The sequence below is a fragment of the Azospirillum sp. P4_B5 genome (assembly GCF_056402275.1).
In genome coordinates this window covers 1-14,922 of sequence record NZ_JBFUHT010000024.1, presented here as the reverse complement: position 1 = coordinate 14,922, position 14,922 = coordinate 1, and the positions used below count along the sequence as shown (strand labels likewise).

The following is a 14,922-nucleotide window of genomic DNA, read 5'->3' as shown; positions in this document are numbered from 1 at the left end:
GCCGCCGGTGGACGGTCCCTGTGCGGGATTCTCGTTATCGGCCTCTCGTCGTCCGGCGAGCCGTGGCGATGCCTCCGGCGCCGGATGTTGGGGGAGCCTATTTGGATCGATCCAAATGCGCAAGACGGAAAACGCAGCGCTGCGAAATTTAATTCGCGCATCAAACAATTAAGAGGCGAAATATCCGCTGTGATGTTCCACCGTGATGGAGCGTCCACGAACGGACGCTTGCGCCGCGCCGCGTCTTGACGATGATCAAGGTGGAACATGACCGCGCACCGGACTATCCGGGGTGATATGACGCGGCGCCGCCCCGTGAGGGTGGCCCTCAAGGGAGAAGGATTGTCGCATGGACTGCTTCGCCGGCCCTGGCCCCGCCGCCCCCATCCCGCTGGACGAGGCGCTGGCCCGCGTGCAGCGGACCTACGGCGCGGTGACGGAGCCCGAGGAGGTGCCGTTGCGCGCCGCGCTCGGCCGCATCCTGGCGGAACCGGTGACGGCGACGGTGAATGTGCCGCCGGTCGCCGTCTCGGCGATGGACGGCTGGGGATACGGCAAGGCGGACGGTGCCGAGGCGGGCGATCTCCGGCGGCTGACCGTGGTGGGGCGTGTGCCCGCCGGGTCCGTCTTCCCCGGTACGGTCGGGCCGGGCGAGGCGGTGCGCATCTTCACCGGCGCGCCGGTCCCGGCGGGGGTCGACACCGTCGCCATGCAGGAGGATTGCCGGGCCGAGGACGGGACGGTGCTGGTGCCCGCCGCCCTCCAGCGCGGCGCCAACATCCGCGACGCCGGGGAGGACATGACGGCCGGGTCGGTCGTGCTGACTCCCGGCCTGCGCCTGCGCGCCCAGGAAATCGGTCTGGCCGCCGCGGTCGGGCGGTCTATCCTGTCAGTGCGCAAGCGGCTGCGCGTCGTCCTGTTCTCCACCGGCGACGAACTGCGCGAGCCGGGGATGGAGAAGCCGGAGGGTACGATCTACGACGCCAACCGCTACACGCTGGCCGCCCAGCTTGACGCGCTGGGGGCGGAGGTGCGCGACCTCGGCATCCTGCCGGACAAGCCGGACGTGACTCGCGCCGCCCTGGCCGAGGCCGCGGCGACCGCCGATCTCGTCGTCACCTCCGGCGGCGCCTCGGTGGGCGAGGAGGACCATGTGAAGGCGGTGGTCGGCGAACTGGGGTCCGTCGATCTGTGGAAGCTCGCGCTGAAGCCGGGCAAGCCGCTGGCGCTCGGGCGCATCGGGACCACGCCGTTCCTCGGCCTGCCGGGCAACCCGGTTTCGGCGATGGTGACCTTCATGCTGGTGGGGCGCCCGCTGGTGCTGCGCCTGTCGGGGGCGGAAAACGCGCCGGCCCCCCGCTGCCTCGTCGTCGCCGGTTTCGAGTTCAAGAAGAAGCCGGGCCGCCGCGAGTTCCTGCGCGCCCGTCTGGCGACCGGACCGGATGGCCGCCCGGTCGCCCACAAGTTTCCCAGCGACAGCTCCGGCGTCCTGACCTCGATGGTCGAGGCCGACGGGCTGGTGGACATGCCGGCGGACGCCACGACGATCCGCGAGGGGGACATGGTGGAGTTCCTGCCCTTCACCGGCCTGTTCGCCTGAGCGCCGGACGATCCCTCTCCCGGGGGGCCGGGAGAGGGAGGAGATCCCTTACTTCTTCGGCATGTGGCCGCTGATCTCGGCGTGCAGGGGCTTGGTGTCCTCGAAGGTCTTCTGCTGCTCGGGGGTGGCTTCCTTCTGGTGCTTCGCCTTCCATTCCGAATAGGGCATGCCGTAGACGGCGATGCGGGCCTCCTCGTCGGTCAGCGGCACGTTCCGCTCCTTGGCGGCGGCGGCGTACCATTTGGACAGGCAGTTGCGGCAGAAGCCGGCCAGATTCATCAGATCGATGTTCTGCACGTCGGTGCGCTTCTGGAGATGCGCGACCAGACCGCGGAACGCGGCGGCTTCCAGCTCGGTGCGGGTCTTCTCGTCCATTCCTATCCCTCTCAATTCTGTTCGTTGTGCAGCGTGACGAAGCGGCCATGGCGGTGGAAGCTCCGGGACGAGCCGCCGCCCAGGATCGCCTCGGCCACCGCGTCGCGGTCCTCAACCACGAAGCCGGCCAGCGCGGTAATGCCGTAGCGGAACAGCCGCGGCGTCAACGGCGTCCCCGGCCCGACGAGGGCGACGCGGGTGCCCTCGGCCACCGACAGCAGGCGGGGCAGGGTGCGGTTCGTCAGGGTGGAGGAGGTGATCGCCGCCCCCTCCGCTCCCGGCAGCAGCCATTCCCCGGCGGCTTCCGGATACTCGCCGTCGCTGGGGTTCATTTCGACCACATGGGCGTTGGGCAGGCGCCGGGCAATCTGCGGGAAGGCCCCGAAGACGACGACGCGCCCTTCCATGCCGGAGAACAGGTCCAGCCCGTTGGCCGCGGAGCCGGTCAGGTCCGGACGGTTGTAGTGGGCGTTCAGGGCGGCCATGCCGACCGCGGCCTCCTGAGGGTCCCAGGAGCGGGCGGCATGGGCGGCCAGCCTGGCGAGGCCGACGCCGGCCCAGCGCGCCGGATCGGGCGGCGGCGCCGACTGCGGGCGGGCGGCCAGCCCGATGCCGGGCCCCGTGGCGCCGTCCGTCTCCACCATGATCCATTTGGCGCCGATGGTGATGGCGCGGACCTCCGCGTCCTCCACCCCGTGCAGCAGGTCGTCGTAGAGCCGGTGCGCTCCCCACCAGCGCCACAGCGCGTCCTCGTCCGGCGAGATCAGGGAGGTGAAGCCGCCGGTGAAGCTCTGCCACTCGTTGAGGAAGCGGCTGCCGACGCTGGTCAGCACCGGAATGCCCTCGGCGATGCCGGCCAGCAGCTCGTCCGCCAGACCCTCGCCATGCGCTTCCAGCCCGGCAAACTTGTTGACCACCAGCAGGTCGGCGCGCTCCGCGATGGCCCGGCGCAGCGCCTGGCTGGCCTCCGCCACCCCCTGGGGATCGACGCGGCAGGATTGCGATTGGCGGCCCAGATGCTGCGAGATGTCGTAGGCCTTGCCGGTGGCGACGTCCACCAGCTCCATCAGGTCGGCGCAGTCGCCGGGCGCGCCGGTGTTGCGCTGGATCACGCCGCCGACGCGGAAGCCGCGCCGCCGCAGCTCCGTTACGAAGCGGTCGATCATCGCGTCCACGGCGGCGGAGCCGGGGCCATGGACCACCGCGCCGGGACGCAGCGGGGGAGGAACCGCGGGGCGCAGGGTCGGCATGGGGCGGGCTCCTTCAGGAATGGACGACGGCCAAGGCAAGAACGGGCATCATGCGACGGAGGCGCCGCGGCGGATGTGGTACACGAACACCTCGCCGCGCGTCTCGTGCGCCAGCAGCACGTTGTCGGTCGTGTTGCAGAAATGCTTGAAGTCGATGATCGACGCCGGGTCGGTGGCGTAGACGATCACCTCCTCCCCCTCGGCCATTTTGTCCAGCAGGGCGCGCGTCCGCAGGATGGGCAGCGGGCAATGCAGCCCCTTCACGTCGAGTTCCTTGGCCGCCACGAACGTAACCTCTTCTTCCGCATCGTCACCGAACGCCGCGACTGTACCGGGTTCGCGCCTCCGTCTCCACCGTTCCGGATGGTTGGGCGTTCCGGAGGGCCGGGGCACCTTTGCCGGCTTGGGATGTTAGCCAGGGAAACGGATTCGAACGAACAATGCGGGAGCAACGCTTATGGCCGGTCGGCATTTTGACAAGGTGGTGGTCATCACCGGGGCGTCCAGCGGGATTGGCCGGGCGACCGCGGTGGAGTTCGCGCGCCACGGCGCCGCGGTGGTTCTGGCGGCGCGGCGCCACGCCGCCCTGCACGAGGTCGCGGAGGAGTGCGTGGCGGCGGGCGGGCGGGCGATGGTCGTGCCCACTGACGTGCGTGACCAGGAGCAGATGAACCGGCTGGCCGAGCGCGCCATCGAGGTGTTCGGCGGGATCGACGTCTGGGTGAACAACGCGGGCGTGATCGCCTTCGGGCGCTTCGAGGAGACTCCGCAGGACGTCTTCGAGGAGGTGATGCGCACCAACTTCTTCGGCACCGCCAACGGTTGCCGCGCCGTGCTGCCGCATTTTCTGGAGCGGGAAGAGGGCACGGTCATCAACGTCGCCTCTCTGGCCTCGATCGTCGGGCAACGCTACGCCGCCGCCTACGCCGCCAGCAAGTTCGCGGTGCGCGGCTTTTCCGAAACGCTGCGGCAGGAACTGGTGGAGGACCCCGGCATCCAGGTCTGCACCGTCCTGCCCGGCCCCATTGACACGCCGCTGTGGCAGCATGGCGCCAACTACACCGGCCGCGCCGTCAAGGCGATGACCCCGCTGCGCCCGCCGGAGGAGGTGGCCGAGGCCATCCTGCGCTTGGCCGAGAATCCCCGGCCGGAGTTGTTCGTCGGAGCCGCGGGGCGTTCCGCCGCACTGCCGCACGTGGTGGCGCCGGCGCTGGCCGACCGCATGCTGGCCCACCGGATGGACCGCGACATGTTCGACAACCGTCCGGCCCACGACACCTCCGGCGGCGTTCTGAAGGCCATGCCGGATTACCGGGAGGCGAGCGGCGGCTGGATGGAGCGCGCCGCCGCGCAGGCGCCGCAGGGACGGACGGACGGGCGCCGGGGCATCTCCTGGACCAATCTCGCCCTGTTCGTGCTGCCCATCGCGCTGATGAGCCGTCTGCCCGCCCATGTCTGGGAGCGGCGGGCGTGGGAGGGTTCGAGGGTCAGGCCGTGAGCATCTTGAGGCCGGACAAGGCGAGGATTGCCGCCAGCAGATAACGCAATGTGGCGGTCGGCAGGTGGCGGCTGCCCAACCATGCGCCGACCGCCCCACCCATCCCGGCGGCCGCCAGCCACCAGGGCAGGGCCGCGGGCAGGGTCGTCGTGGTCGTCCAGGTCCCGGCCAGCGCCGCCGCCGAGTTGAGCAGATTGTAGGCGGCCGAGACGGCGGCGGCGCGACGCGTCTCGACCCAACCCATCAGCAGGATCAGTGGCGCCAGGAAGATGCCGCCGCCCGTGCCGGTCATCCCGGAGAGGAACCCCACGGCAGCCCCGGCAGCGAGCGCCGGCAGAAACGGCGGCGCGGTCCTATCCGCCCGTTCGGGCATTCCGCGCGCCGCCCAGGTGGACCGCGCCAGTTCCAGTGCCGCCAAGAGGAGGATCGCCCCGACCAGCGGGTAATAGAGGTGCGGCGGCAGGTGCAGCGTGCCGCCGAGGAACGAGAAGGGCATCCCCAGCACGCCGAACGGGTAGAAGGCCCGCCAGTCGAACAGCCCGGCGCGGGCGAAACGGACGGTGCCGATGGTCGCCACCAGGAGATTGAGGGCGAGCGCCGTCGGTTTCATCGTCGCCGGGTCGAGCCCGACGATGCCCATGACCGCCAGATAACCCGAGGCTCCGGCCTGTCCGACCGCGGCGTACAGCGTGGCGACCGCCAGGATCAGCGCCGTCAGACCGACCGTCTCGTTGAACACCCGCATTTCCCCCAAAGCCGTACCGGTCGCTTGTAAACCGGCGCGCGTGGGTGGGACCAGGGAAAGAGCGGAAGAATTCCGAACCATGGCGGTGCGGCGCTGTTGGTGGGGGAGGGCGCCGATGCCCACATCCCCACACCCCTGCCCTTCGGAGGCGGCCCATGCACGCCCGCGAGATGATCAGCACGCACCCGCATGTCCGCGGAAACACCAACGACGCGCTCATCCGCTGCATCGAAGCCTGCTATGACTGCGCGCAGACCTGCACCACCTGCGCCGACGCCTGCCTGGGCGAGGATCAGGTGGCCGAACTGGTCCAGTGCATCCGCCTGAACATGGATTGCGCCGATGTCTGCGCGGCGACCGGCTCCGTCGCCACCCGGCGCAGCGGCTCCAACGAGGCGGTGATCCGCGCCATGCTCGATGCCTGCGCCACCGCCTGCCGCCTGTGCGCCGAAGAGTGCGAGCGGCACGCCGGCATGCACCAGCATTGCCGAATCTGCGCCGAGTCCTGCCGGACCTGCGAGGACGCTTGCCGCAAGGCTGCGCAAGGCCTGAGCCATTGACGGAGGTGCAGGGTCACCCACTGTGGCCGAGGATCACCCACCGTGGCCGAGGATCACCCTGTCCAGGTAATCGGCGAGCAACGGGCCATCGCCCAGCCCGAGCAGCAGTTTGGACGACACGTTGCCGTTTTCCGTTCGCAGGCCTGGAATTGCCGCGTGGCGTGTGAGGAAGCCGTCCAACGCGGCGTTCCAGGCGGAATCGGCGTTGCGGCAGAAAATCTTCGACAGCGAGAAGTGCGGCACCTTGCGGAAGGGGCTGGCGAGGCGCTTCTTCTGGAAGACCGCCGGTGGGGTGCCGAGGGCGCGATAGCGGGCCTCTAGCGTCTTGCGGAAGCTCTGGAAGGTCGTCCCGCCGCTTTCCATGCCGATGGTGACGACCGGAACGCCGAGCAGGGCCACCGAGTCGGCGATCAGGCGCGCGTTCTCCTCCTGGTCGCGCCGGATAGCCTCGGCGAGTCCCGGATCGCCGCGCATCGCCTCGTTCAGCCCTACCGTGCGCGGCGTGTGGAAGGAGCTTTTGTTCAGCACCATCACCTTGCTGCGAAAGGACCCGCCGCCGAAGATGCCGTCGAAGAAGCTGTGCGCCATGGCCCCCGCGCGCCCCTGGGCGCACAGATAGACGGACTGCTCGTACTCCCGGCGCCCCGGGTTGTCGCCGACCAGGATCAGTTCCGGCAGGGGGCCGTCCTCGGCGCTGTAGGCGGCGAGGTCGCCGTTGACGACGAACAGCGGCGACACGGAGTTGCGAAGTGCGCGGACCCGCTCCCCATGTTCGGCGATGCGAGTCCGGAACAGCGAAACCGCATCGGGCCGGGCGTCCACGGGCGGGACCTCGCCCAGGATGACGGACAGGCGCCGCAACTCGGCCTCCTGGTTTGTCGCCGATGAGTCCGTTGCCGGCGCGTCGATCGAGAATACCGCCATTCCCATCACCCCTTGTGCAAAGCGGCCCCGTCTAAGGGACTGGTGCCATCTAAGGGATTGGTGATTGTGTTGTCGAGAGGCGTCGATCCGGCTATAGAGTGCGCCAGGGAAGCGACCGGAGCCGCGCCGATTGCGGTTTCGACAGGAGGGTCGGAAAGAATGAAGCTGTCAGACGTTGATATTCGCCGATACCTCGCCGAAGGACGCATTGAGATCGACCCGTTGCCGGCCGAGAGCCAGATCGGCGCCATGTCGGTCGACCTCCAGCTCGGGAACGCCTTCCAGGTCTTCCCGCCGGGCAAGGCGGCCTTCGTCGACCTCGCCCCACCCGAGGGCCATCCCAGCCAGGTTCCCGACAAGCTGATGGATCGTGTCGAGGTCCCCGTCGGCGAGCCGTTCTTCCTGCATCCAGGCGAACTGGTGCTTGGCATCACGGTTCAGCGCATCGGTCTGCCCAACGACATCGCCGGCCGTCTGGACGGGCGCAGCAGCCTCGCCCGCCTGGGCCTGATGGTGCACGCCACGGCGCACACCATCGATCCGGGCTGGAACGGTCGCATCACGCTGGAATTCTTCAATTGCGGACGGTTGCCGCTGGCGCTGCGGCCGGGCATGCGCATCTGCGCCCTCAGCTTCGAGACGCTGATGTCGCCGACTTCGAAGCCCTACGCTGCGCGCCCCGACGCCAAATACCGCGACCAGCTCGATCCGCTGCCAAGCCGGATCAATCTGGAACAGTCCTGACGGCAAACCACAAGTAAGACGAAAAGGCGCCTCCCTTCCGAGGCGCCTTTTTCTTTTGGGCGCCGTCTTACCGAGCTTTTCCCATCTCCGTCACATTTGGGGTGCGGACCCCGCCGATTTCGGTGGGCGGTGCCGCAGGCGCCCGATTGATCGCGTCTGGATCATTGGCATCCCCAACATCGCTGCTGACCAAACCTGTACGAATGCCTCGACGACGTGGCCCTGACCCTGCGCCACCAGGACGTCATCGACGACTTCGACCGCGCGGACGTCGCGGCGCGGCCCTGGCTGGTGCCGGGAACTTGACGGCTTGATGTCGGATCACAGTGCCGCGTCGCACACCACGCGGTTGCGGCCGCCGTTCTTCGCGCGGTACAGCGCCTCGTCCGCCCGCGCCAGCACCGCGGCGACGCTGGTCTCCCCCGGTCGCAGCGCGCTGACCCCGATGCTGACGGTGAAGGTGAGGACGGACCCGGCGCCGTTGGCGATGCGCACGTCGGTTTCCGCCAGCGCCCGGCGCAGTCGCTCCGCGAGCAGGGCCGCTCCCTGTGGCGGCGTTTCGGGCAGCAGGATGGCAAACTCCTCGCCGCCCAGCCGACCCAGGACGTCGGCGCCGCGCACCATGGAGCGGCAGACCCGGACCACGCTGCGGATGGCCTCGTCCCCTGTGGCGTGGCCGTAGGTGTCGTTGACCTTCTTGAAGTGGTCGATGTCCAGCATGATCGCCGACAGCGGCTGGCCGTTGCGTTGCGCCCGTGCCACCTCGTCGGCGGCGCGCGCCATGAAACGGCCGCGGTTCAGCGCCCCGGTCAGCGAATCGGTGGTGGCCAGCCGCTCCAACTGGCGCTGCATGTCGACCACGCGGGAGGCGGCGAGCAGCCGGGCACGCAGCCATGTCAGGTCCAGCGGCTTGCGCAGGAACTCGTCGGCCCCGTTCTCCACGACCTCGAAGAACTGGTTGGTGATGCTGCCGGGGATCATCAGCATGAGATAGAGGTGCCGTTCCCGCTGCGCCGCGCGCAGGTGCCAGCAGACCTCCACGCCCTCCATCTCGCCAACCCGGAAATCGACGAGCGCGATGTCGATGGGCTCATCACGGCAACGTGCCAACGCTGCGTGGCTACTTTCGGCAAAGGCCGTCTGATGGCCGAAGCCTTCAAGCTGCTGGCACAGCACCGTACGCGCCATGCGCGAATCGTCCACCACCAAAATCCGCATGCGGCCTCCGAGACCATTGCTCCAGAGAAGCACAAAGCCCTGAAGGAAACATTACAACCGTATGGATTTTCGAATGAGCTTGCATCAAGGGGTTGCAAGCACCGACCCGGTTGGGAAAATCGCGCGAATGCAAGCGCGGTGCGTTGAAAACTGGTAGACTTCGAACGAGGGGGCGGTGCTTTGCATTCCGGGCAGAAGATTGGGTGGCGGATGGGGTGGGATTCGAACCCACGGTGGAGTTGCCCCCACGCCAGTTTTCAAGACTGGAGCCTTAAACCGCTCGGCCACCCATCCAAATCAATGCATCAGGAGCGTCGCCCTGCGCATTCGGGGACCATCGCCTGCTGATCCCCGCTCTGATCCCCAAATCGGAGCCTGATCTCGGCTCTCCGCTTGCTGCGGATCGGAAGCGGGGGGAACATGCCGTGTCCCTGTTCCGGGGTCAACTCGCTTTTGAGCCCCGCTATGCAACGAACCCCAACGTTAATCGTGACGCCGTCACATCCGGATCGGGCGGCCCAGGTTCGACAGCCGCTTCGTCGGCTTCGGAGGCGTCGGGGAGTCGGAGAAATCGGGCAGGCTTGGGGCTCGGCTGAGGACCTTACGGATCATGACGCCGGTCGCCTCCAGATCCTCGATCACCGTGGCCGACACACGCCCCGCATAGTGCGGACGGTCCAGCTTGGTGCGCATCTCCTCGATGATCTTCAACTCCGGTTCGAACAGTTCGCGGGCGCCGATGGGGAGCGCCTGATCCTCCCGCATCCGTTCGAAATAGTTCCGGGTGGCGCGGGCCAGCAGACCGGTCAGGAGAAGGTCGATCCGCTCGAACTCCGTGCGCAGGTCGGACAGCTTCGCCGTGTTGACGGTCGTCAGGCGCTCTTCCGTCAGCGCGACGAGGGCGCGCACCTCCTCCACCTTCCGACGGAAGCCCAGGAACGAGGAAAAGCGGTCTTCCTCAATGTCGCGCTGCGCGCGCGCCCCCAGAGCGACCGCTTCGCCGGCCTGCTGCTCGATGGCCGTCAGCAGCTCTTCGATCGCCCTGCGGCCGCTGTCCTGTCCCCAGACCATCGCCTTGCCGCCTCTCCCCGCGGATGGACGCTCGCTCGGCTTCCGAGTCGGCCTTGAGGATGCGTGAAAAAATTTAAGAAATGTCTGACCCATCGCGCAGGTCGAGCAGGACCGGCGTGTGGTCGGACGCTTTCTCCGCACCGCGCGGTCGGCGGTCGATGCGGCACTCCACCAGACGGTCGGCGGCCTGCGGGGACAGCAGGAAGTGATCGATGCGCAACCCCAGGTCCCGCGGCCAGCATCCCGCCTGATAGTCCCAGAAGGTGTAGGCGTGGTCGTCGTCGTGCAGGGCGCGGTAGGCTTCGGTCAGACCCAGATTCAGTAGGGCGCGGAACTTCGCCCGCGATTCGGGCTGGAACAGGGCGTCGCCGGCGAAGGCCACCGGGTCGAAGACGTCGCGCGGCTCCGGGATGATGTTGTAGTCGCCTCCCAGGACGAAAGGGATTTCCTGCTCCAGCAGACTGCGAGCGTGGGCGTGCAGGCGGTCCATCCAGCGGAGCTTGTAGGCGAACTTCTCCGTCCCGAGGGGGTTGCCGTTGGGCAGATAGAGCGAGGCGATGCGCACACCGCCCACCGTGGCCTCGACATAGCGGGCCTGCTCGTCCTCCGGCTCGCCGGGCAGGCGGGTCAGGATGTCCTCATGGGGTGCCTTGGAGAGGAACGCCACGCCGTTGTAGGACTTTTGTCCCACCGGCGTGACGTGATAGCCGAGGTCTTCGAAGGCGGCGCGGGGAAAGGCCGCGGTCTCGCACTTGATCTCCTGCAGAAGCGCGACGTCCGGGGACTCCGCGCGCAGCCAGTCGGTGATCAGCGGAAGGCGGGCCTTCGCCGAATTGACGTTCCAGGTGGCGATCTTCACGTCGTGTTCTTCTTGTTCGGCAAAGGCCAGGGGGAAAAAAGGAACCGTCAGGCGGCGAAGGAGTTGCCGCAGCCGCAGGACGCCGTGGCGTTCGGATTCTTGATCTGGAACGTCGCGCCCATCAGATCCTCGACATAGTCGAGGGTGGAGCCGGCCAGCAGGTCCAGCGAGGCGTCGTCGGTAACGACCTTCACGCCGTTCTTCTCGAACACATGGTCGTCCTCGTTCGCAGTGGCGTCGAAGGCGAAGCCGTACTGGAAGCCGGAGCAGCCGCCGCCCGATACGGTCAGGCGCAGCATCAGGGCCGGGTCGCCCTCGTGCTCGATCAGGAAGGCGACGCGCTTGGCGGCGCTGTCGGACACGGCGAGAACGCGCGCACCCTCTTGCGCGGTGGCGGGAAGGGCGGTGTCGGGCATGGGACGGACCTCGGTGTTTCGCGGGGGAGTTTCGCGGGACAGACGACACAATGACGAATGTAAGGGTGCGTCCGCCTTTCGTCAAAGGCATGTCCGACGAACTCATGCCTGACCTGCGGTTCGCCATGACGCGGCTTCCGGATGTCTCGGCGGGTCTCCGCCTTCGCCGTTGCACAGCGCGGTTTGCGCCGGTAGTGTCCGCGCCATGACGGCGGACTTCTTCCAGGATCGCCCGGCGCCCTATGGCTGCGACCCCGCACAGACGCGCGGCCGGCTGTTCCCGGAGCCGGAAAGCCCGACGCGCTCGTGCTACCAGCGCGACCGCGACCGCATCGTGCATTCCGGCGCCTTCCGCAAGCTGAAATACAAGACGCAGGTCTTCGTCTATCACGAGGGCGACTATTTCCGCACCCGCCTGACCCACAGCCTGGAGGTGGCGCAGATCGCCCGCTCGATCAGCCGCGCGCTGGGACTGAACGAGGATCTGGCGGAGGCGGTGGCGCTCGCCCACGATCTCGGCCACACCCCCTTCGGCCATGCCGGCGAGGACGCGCTGAACGCCTGCATGGCGCCCTACGGCGGCTTCGCCCACAACGACCAGACGCTGCGCATCCTGACGATGCTGGAGCGGCGCTACGCCGATTTCGACGGGCTGAACCTGACCTGGGAGGCGCTGGAGGGCGTGGTCAAGCACAACGGCCCGCTGCTGCCTCTCGGCAATGGCGAGAAGCTGCCGACGACCCTGGCCGCCTTCCAGGAGCGCTGGGACCTGGAGCTTCACACCAACCCAGGCGCCGAGGCGCAGGTGGCGGCCCTGGCCGACGACATCGCCTACAACAACCACGACATCGACGACGGGCTGCGCGCCGGCCTGTTCACGGTGGACGAGGTGGCGGAGCTGCCGCTGGTCGGCCCGGTGGTGCGGCAGGTCTGCGACCGCTATCCGGGGCTGGAGCGCTCCCGCCTGATCCACGAGACGATCCGGCGGATGATCAACAACATGGTCGTCGACCTGCTGGCCGAGACGCGGGAGCGGCTGGACCGCCACCGTCCCGGCAGCGCCGCCGAACTGCGCGCCCTGCCGGAGCCGGTCGTCAGCTTCTCCCCCGCGATGTTCGAGGCGCAGCGGCCCTTGCGCGCCTTCCTGAAACAGCGCATGTACCGCCATTACCGGGTCAACCGGGAAATGAGCAAGTGCAAGCGGGTGGTCACCGCCCTGTTCGACCTGTTCATGGCCGAGCCGAACACTCTGCCGACGCAATGGCAGGAGGAGATCGCCCGACAGGGCGGGAACGGGCAGGGACAGGGGGAGCGGACGGTGCTGGCGCGGCTGGTGGCCGACTACATCGCCGGGATGACCGACCGCTACGCGCTCGCCGAATACGCCCGCCTGTTCGACATGGACGCCAAGACCTGAACGGCCCAGACCTAAACGGCCCAGACCTAAAGCAAGAATTGAACCGATGAACATCTTCAAGGTCTTCGAGAACGACATCCGCAAGCTGCTGGACGAGCTGGCCGCCGAGGGCCAGATCCCGGCGGGGCTCGACACCGCGCGCCTGACGGTGGAGCCGCCGCGCGAGGCGGCGCACGGCGACCTGTCGACCAACGCGGCGATGATCCTGGCCAAGCCGGCAGGCAAGCCGCCCCGCGCCCTGGCCGAGCTGCTGGTGGCGAAGCTGAAGACCCGCCCCGACGTGGCGAGCGCCGAGATCGCCGGTCCGGGCTTCGTGAACCTGCGCCTGACGGCCGACGTCTGGCGTGACCGCATCCGCGACGTGCTGACCGCCGGTACCGCCTATGGCGAGAGCACGCTGGGTGGCCAGCGTCCGGTGAACGTCGAATACGTGTCGGCCAACCCCACCGGCCCGCTGCACGCGGCCCACGGCCGTGGCGCCGTCTTCGGCGACGCACTGGCCGCGCTGCTGGAGAAGGCGGGCTACGCCGTCAGCCGCGAATATTACATCAACGACGCCGGCGCTCAGGTCGACGTGCTGGGCCGCTCCACCTTCCTGCGCTACCGCGAGGCGCTGGGCGAGGCCATCGGCGAGATCCCGGCGGGCCTCTATCCCGGCGAGTATCTGAAGGAGGTCGGGCAGGCCCTGGCCGAGCGCGATGGCAACAAATGGGTCGGCGCGGACGAGGCCGACTGGCTGCCCGCCTGCCGCGACTTCGCCATCGCCACGATCATGGAATGGATCAAGGAGGACCTCGGCGTCCTCGGCGTCCATATGAACGTCTACAGCTCCGAGCGCGCTCTGGTGAAGGCCGGGGCGGTGGATACGGCGCTGAAGGCGCTGGAGGACCGCGGCCTGATCTATGTCGGCGTGCTGGAGCCGCCGAAGGGCAAGAAGCCCGACGACTGGGAGCCGCGCCCGCAGACCCTGTTCAAGTCCACCGACTTCGGCGACGACGTCGACCGCCCGCTGAAGAAATCGGACGGCTCCTTCACCTACTTCTCCAACGACATCGCCTATCACTACGACAAGCACCGCCGCGGCTTCGACCTGCAGATCGACGTGTGGGGCGCCGACCATGGCGGCTACGTCAAGCGCATGCAGGCGGCGACGACGGCGATCACCGAAGGCAAGGCGTCGCTGGACGTGAAGCTCTGCCAACTCGTCCATCTGATGAAGAACGGCGAGCCGGTGAAGATGTCCAAGCGCGCCGGCACCTTCGTGACGCTGCGCGACGTGATCGAGGAGGTCGGCCGCGACGTCGTCCGCTTCATCATGCTGACCCGGCGCAACGACCAGACGCTGGACTTCGACTTCGCCAAGGTCGTCGAGCAGTCGAAGGACAACCCGGTCTTCTACGTGCAGTACGCCCACGCCCGCTGCCGCTCGGTCCTGCGCCACGCCGCGACGGCGCTGCCGGGGGCCGACCTGTCGCTGGCGGCGCTGGCCGCCAAGGCCAACCTCGCCCGCCTCGACAGCGAGGAGGAATTGGCGCTGGCCAAGCGCATGGCGACCTGGCCGCGCCTGGTCGAGTCCGCCGCCGAAGCGCACGAGCCGCACCGCGTGGCCTTCTACCTCTACGACCTCGCCAGCGACTTCCACGCCCTGTGGAACAAGGGCCGCGACGACACCAGCCTGCGCTTCCTGATCGACGGCGACGAGGAGGTGACGGTGGCCCGTCTGGCGCTGGTCAGCGCGGTCGCCACGGTGATCGCCTCCGGCCTCGCCGTCATGGGCGTGGAACCGGTGGAGGAAATGCGGTCATGAGGTATGAGGGCGATGTCAACCACGCCAGCGATCCCTACGGCACGCCGCCGCAGCGGGGAGGTCGGCGCGGTCTGCTCGGCCTCGGTCTGGCGGTGGTCGGCATCGTGGCCTTCGCCGGGGCGATCGTCGTGGTCTATGGCGGCGGAAGCCGCGGCACGCCGGACGGCGCTCCGCCGCTGCTGATGGCCGACAGCGCGCCGACCAAGGCCCGCCCGGAGCAGCCCGGCGGCATGGAAGTGCCGCACCAGGACAAGCTGGTCTACGAGCGGCTGAACGACCGCGGGGCGAAGTCGCAGATCGAACGGCTGCTGCCGCCGCCGGAGGAGCCGCTGCCGCGGCCGGTCGTGGCTCCCCAGGTGCCGCCGTCGCCGACCCTGCCGGAGGCGCCTGCGGTGGCCCAGCTGCCGCCGCCCCCGCCGGGCTCCACCACCACGGTGC

15 protein-coding genes, 1 tRNA gene and 1 pseudogene are annotated in these 14,922 nt (G+C 68.6%); 7 read left to right on the top strand and 10 right to left on the bottom strand.

Translation table 11 applies throughout. The features are described 5' to 3' along the window. Window positions 1-349: 349 nt before the first annotated feature. The gene (locus AC1DVI_RS18935) at window positions 350-1,600 is read left to right on the top strand and encodes a molybdopterin molybdotransferase MoeA (RefSeq protein WP_476959291.1); all 1,251 of its coding nucleotides are present in this window, start codon (window positions 350-352) and stop codon (window positions 1,598-1,600) included. Between the two features lie 48 nt (window positions 1,601-1,648). On the opposite strand, the gene AC1DVI_RS18930 is transcribed toward AC1DVI_RS18935, so the two are convergent. The 3 genes from AC1DVI_RS18930 to AC1DVI_RS18920 are packed head-to-tail and all read right to left on the bottom strand — an operon-like array spanning window position 1,649 to window position 3,510. Further along, a complete protein-coding gene (locus tag AC1DVI_RS18930) occupies window positions 1,649-1,975 on the bottom strand; it encodes a DUF1244 domain-containing protein (protein ID WP_014197334.1) in 327 nt (108 codons plus the stop codon). An 11-nt stretch (window positions 1,976-1,986) separates the two neighbouring features. Beyond that, window positions 1,987-3,225 (bottom strand): DUF2478 domain-containing protein, encoded by a 1,239-nt coding sequence (locus AC1DVI_RS18925; protein WP_476959290.1) that lies wholly within the window; start codon window positions 3,223-3,225, stop codon window positions 1,987-1,989. A 48-nt stretch (window positions 3,226-3,273) separates the two neighbouring features. Continuing rightward, window positions 3,274-3,510 (bottom strand): sulfurtransferase TusA family protein, encoded by a 237-nt coding sequence (locus AC1DVI_RS18920; protein WP_476959289.1) that lies wholly within the window; start codon window positions 3,508-3,510, stop codon window positions 3,274-3,276. Between the two features lie 172 nt (window positions 3,511-3,682). Here AC1DVI_RS18920 and AC1DVI_RS18915 point away from each other — a divergent pair, with 172 nt between their 5' ends. Then, entirely contained in the window at window positions 3,683-4,723 is a 1,041-nt protein-coding gene (locus AC1DVI_RS18915) for an SDR family oxidoreductase (protein WP_476959288.1), read from the top strand. Here AC1DVI_RS18915 and AC1DVI_RS18910 read toward each other — a convergent pair. After that, window positions 4,713-5,468: a sulfite exporter TauE/SafE family protein gene (locus tag AC1DVI_RS18910; RefSeq protein ID WP_476959287.1), complete on the bottom strand. Its 756-nt coding sequence runs from the start codon at window positions 5,466-5,468 to the stop codon at window positions 4,713-4,715. The two genes, AC1DVI_RS18915 and AC1DVI_RS18910, sit on opposite strands and share 11 nt — an antisense overlap. A 155-nt stretch (window positions 5,469-5,623) precedes the next feature. Here AC1DVI_RS18910 and AC1DVI_RS18905 point away from each other — a divergent pair, with 155 nt between their 5' ends. Beyond that, window positions 5,624-6,028: a four-helix bundle copper-binding protein gene (locus AC1DVI_RS18905; protein WP_476959286.1), complete on the top strand. Its 405-nt coding sequence runs from the start codon at window positions 5,624-5,626 to the stop codon at window positions 6,026-6,028. A gap of 33 nt (window positions 6,029-6,061) precedes the next feature. Here AC1DVI_RS18905 and AC1DVI_RS18900 read toward each other — a convergent pair whose 3' ends face one another. Next, window positions 6,062-6,952: a hypothetical protein gene (locus AC1DVI_RS18900; RefSeq protein WP_476959285.1), complete on the bottom strand. Its 891-nt coding sequence runs from the start codon at window positions 6,950-6,952 to the stop codon at window positions 6,062-6,064. 159 nt (window positions 6,953-7,111) lie between these two features. On the opposite strand from AC1DVI_RS18900, the gene dcd reads away from it, so the two are divergent. After that, window positions 7,112-7,696 (top strand): dCTP deaminase, encoded by a 585-nt coding sequence (gene dcd / locus AC1DVI_RS18895; protein WP_109070429.1) that lies wholly within the window; start codon window positions 7,112-7,114, stop codon window positions 7,694-7,696. 321 nt (window positions 7,697-8,017) lie between these two features. On the opposite strand, the gene AC1DVI_RS18890 is transcribed toward dcd, so the two are convergent. From AC1DVI_RS18890 to erpA, 5 genes are all read right to left on the bottom strand, one after another. Next, complete coding sequence (locus AC1DVI_RS18890; protein ID WP_476959284.1) at window positions 8,018-8,914, bottom strand: GGDEF domain-containing protein; 897 nt, start codon at window positions 8,912-8,914, stop codon at window positions 8,018-8,020. A 204-nt stretch (window positions 8,915-9,118) separates the two neighbouring features. Next, window positions 9,119-9,208 (bottom strand) — tRNA-Ser (locus AC1DVI_RS18885). A gap of 204 nt (window positions 9,209-9,412) precedes the next feature. Beyond that, window positions 9,413-9,985, bottom strand: coding sequence for a hypothetical protein (locus AC1DVI_RS18880; RefSeq protein WP_476959283.1), 573 nt, complete (start codon window positions 9,983-9,985; stop codon window positions 9,413-9,415). Between the two features lie 73 nt (window positions 9,986-10,058). Beyond that, window positions 10,059-10,844 carry an exodeoxyribonuclease III gene (locus AC1DVI_RS18875; RefSeq protein WP_476959282.1) on the bottom strand — a complete coding sequence of 262 codons (786 nt, stop codon included), beginning with the start codon at window positions 10,842-10,844 and terminating at the stop codon, window positions 10,059-10,061. 47 nt (window positions 10,845-10,891) lie between these two features. Then, entirely contained in the window at window positions 10,892-11,260 is a 369-nt protein-coding gene (gene erpA / locus AC1DVI_RS18870; protein ID WP_476959281.1) for an iron-sulfur cluster insertion protein ErpA, read from the bottom strand. A 205-nt stretch (window positions 11,261-11,465) separates the two neighbouring features. On the opposite strand from erpA, the gene AC1DVI_RS18865 reads away from it, so the two are divergent. The 3 genes and pseudogenes from AC1DVI_RS18865 to AC1DVI_RS18855 all read left to right on the top strand — a co-directional run. Further along, window positions 11,466-12,677, top strand: a complete 1,212-nt coding sequence (locus tag AC1DVI_RS18865; RefSeq protein WP_476959280.1) for a deoxyguanosinetriphosphate triphosphohydrolase — start codon at window positions 11,466-11,468, stop codon at window positions 12,675-12,677. A 46-nt stretch (window positions 12,678-12,723) separates the two neighbouring features. Next, complete coding sequence (gene argS / locus AC1DVI_RS18860) at window positions 12,724-14,484, top strand: arginine--tRNA ligase (RefSeq protein WP_476959279.1); 1,761 nt, start codon at window positions 12,724-12,726, stop codon at window positions 14,482-14,484. After that, window positions 14,481-14,922 (top strand): annotated as a pseudogene (locus AC1DVI_RS18855) (SPOR domain-containing protein); the annotation flags it as partial. The gene argS and the pseudogene AC1DVI_RS18855, both read left to right, overlap by 4 nt.

Excerpts from the sequence above, each read along its gene's own strand:
- AC1DVI_RS18935 (WP_476959291.1), top strand. The coding sequence starts at position 350 with ATGGACTGCTTCGCCGGCCCTGGCCCCGCCGCCCCCATCCCGCTGGAC.
- AC1DVI_RS18930 (WP_014197334.1), bottom strand. The coding sequence starts at position 1,975 with ATGGACGAGAAGACCCGCACCGAGCTGGAAGCCGCCGCGTTCCGCGGT.
- AC1DVI_RS18925 (WP_476959290.1), bottom strand. The coding sequence starts at position 3,225 with ATGCCGACCCTGCGCCCCGCGGTTCCTCCCCCGCTGCGTCCCGGCGCG.
- AC1DVI_RS18915 (WP_476959288.1), top strand. The coding sequence starts at position 3,683 with ATGGCCGGTCGGCATTTTGACAAGGTGGTGGTCATCACCGGGGCGTCC.
- AC1DVI_RS18910 (WP_476959287.1), bottom strand. The coding sequence starts at position 5,468 with ATGCGGGTGTTCAACGAGACGGTCGGTCTGACGGCGCTGATCCTGGCG.
- AC1DVI_RS18905 (WP_476959286.1), top strand. The coding sequence starts at position 5,624 with ATGCACGCCCGCGAGATGATCAGCACGCACCCGCATGTCCGCGGAAAC.
- AC1DVI_RS18900 (WP_476959285.1), bottom strand. The coding sequence starts at position 6,952 with ATGGCGGTATTCTCGATCGACGCGCCGGCAACGGACTCATCGGCGACA.
- dcd (WP_109070429.1), top strand. The coding sequence starts at position 7,112 with ATGAAGCTGTCAGACGTTGATATTCGCCGATACCTCGCCGAAGGACGC.
- AC1DVI_RS18890 (WP_476959284.1), bottom strand. The coding sequence starts at position 8,914 with ATGCGGATTTTGGTGGTGGACGATTCGCGCATGGCGCGTACGGTGCTG.
- AC1DVI_RS18880 (WP_476959283.1), bottom strand. The coding sequence starts at position 9,985 with ATGGTCTGGGGACAGGACAGCGGCCGCAGGGCGATCGAAGAGCTGCTG.
- erpA (WP_476959281.1), bottom strand. The coding sequence starts at position 11,260 with ATGCCCGACACCGCCCTTCCCGCCACCGCGCAAGAGGGTGCGCGCGTT.
- AC1DVI_RS18865 (WP_476959280.1), top strand. The coding sequence starts at position 11,466 with ATGACGGCGGACTTCTTCCAGGATCGCCCGGCGCCCTATGGCTGCGAC.
- argS (WP_476959279.1), top strand. The coding sequence starts at position 12,724 with ATGAACATCTTCAAGGTCTTCGAGAACGACATCCGCAAGCTGCTGGAC.